The following is a 1770-nucleotide window of genomic DNA, read 5'->3' as shown; positions in this document are numbered from 1 at the left end:
TGCAGCTTCCTCGGCAGCGTCAGATGCGTATAAGAGACAGCAACAGATGACACAGGGACTCCACGCACTCCAGCCGGTTGCGGGCCTGTTCGGCGTCCCGGCCCCAGACGGTGACGCCGTGGCCGGCGATCAGTAGGGCCGGCGGCGCGTCGGGAGTGCGGGCGAGGTGCTCCGCCACCTCCCGGGCGATGAGCTCCACCGGCTCCCGGTTGGCGAAGACGGGCAGTTCCGTGCCCCGGGGGTCGGTGAGCCCGAGCCCCTTGAGGAGTTCCAGGTCGCGGATCGGCAGCCGGCCCACCCCCCGCTCCCCGCCGTGGACGGCGGTCAGGGACGCCGCCGTGGCGTACGGCGGGTGGGCGTGCACCACCGCGCCGACACCGGGGACGCCGCGGTGGACGGCGGTGTGGATGGCCGTCTCCGCCGAGGGCCGCGGGGCCCCGGGCGTCGGACGCACCGCCCGCCCCGTCAGCGTGTCCACCACCACGGTGTCCGCCGCCGAGAGCGTGCCCTTGTCCACACCGCTACCGGTGATCAGGATCTCGTCGCCGGATCCTGGGAGACGCACCGAGAGGTTGCCCGACGTCCCCGGAAGCCACCCGCGCGCGTACAGCGCGCGGGTGTGCGAGGCGAGTTCCCGGGCCGGGCGGGTCACCGCTTCCCGCTCGTGGGGGGCGGGGGCGGGCGCCCCGGGACGCACCAGTCGCTCCTCGGACACCAGGGCCGTGACGAATCGGTGGGGTGTCACGTCGAAGGCGGGGTTGAAGACCCGGGCCCCAGCCGGGGCGACACGCCGGCCGCCCGGGGAGGTGACCTCATCCGCGCCGCGTTCCTCCACCTCGATGCCGGAGCCGTCCGGCAGCGTGTGGTCCCAGCTGGACTCCGGGGCGACCACCAGGAACGGGACGTCGTGCCGGGCGGCGGCCAGGGCCAGACCGTACGTGCCGATCTTGTTGGCGGTGTCACCGTTGGCCGCGATCCGGTCCGCGCCCACCAGGACGCAGTCCGCCAGCCCTCCGGCGAGCGCGCTCGCGGCGGCCGAGTCGGGCAGCAGCCGGTACGGTACCCCGGCCTCCTCCAACTCCCAGGCGGTCAGGCGGGAACCCTGGAACAGCGGTCGGGTCTCGTCGACCAGGACCTCCGCGATCCGTCCGCGCCCCGCGAGTTCGAGCACGGCCCCCAGGGCCGTGCCGACGGCGGCGGTGGCCAGCCGACCGGTGTTGCAGTGGGTGAGGATCCGCAGTCCGCCGATGGGAAGCATCTCCTCCACCAGGTCGGCGGCCCGGCGGGCGCATCGACGGTTGACCGCCACGTCCTCCTCCACGGCCGCCAGCGCGGCGAGCAGGACCGCGTCCGGCCCGTGGGAAAGGTGGGGGAGCATCCGGGACACGGCCCGGGCGAGGTTCACCGCCGTGGGGCGGGCGGCTGCCAGGCGGTCGGCGTCGGCTCGCACGGCGGCCTCGTCGGTGCGCCCGTCGGCACGGGTGTGCCGACGGGCCGACAGGACCACCCCGAAGGCGCCGGCCAGACCGATGGCGGGAGCGCCCCGCACCGCCAGCGAGCGGATGGCGGCGATCACCTCGTCCACGGTGCGAAGGCGCAACCAACTCAGGCGGTGGGGGAGTTCGCGCTGATCGATCACCTCCAGGGCTCCCTCGGCCCAGCGCAGGGAGGTCGCCGGTGGTGGGGGAGGGACGTCGACGGTCGGCCTCCGGTGGTGGTCGGCGTGGGTGGTCATGATCCTCCGGGGTGGGATGCCGGTGGTGGGGAGTG

The 1770-nt window shown here is 74.7% G+C and carries 1 protein-coding gene; it reads right to left on the bottom strand.

Features of this window, described 5'->3' with window-relative positions; all coding sequences use genetic code 11:
• Positions 1–19 precede the first annotated feature (19 nt).
• A partial coding sequence (mtnA, locus tag FOE67_RS31005) for an S-methyl-5-thioribose-1-phosphate isomerase (protein WP_323385435.1) occupies positions 20–1770 on the bottom strand: 1751 nt, incomplete at its 5' end.

The sequence above is a fragment of the Streptomyces calidiresistens genome (assembly GCF_014141525.1).
GTDB lineage: Bacteria > Actinomycetota > Actinomycetes > Streptomycetales > Streptomycetaceae > Streptomyces > Streptomyces calidiresistens.
This window is presented reverse-complemented; position numbering and strand designations above follow the sequence as displayed.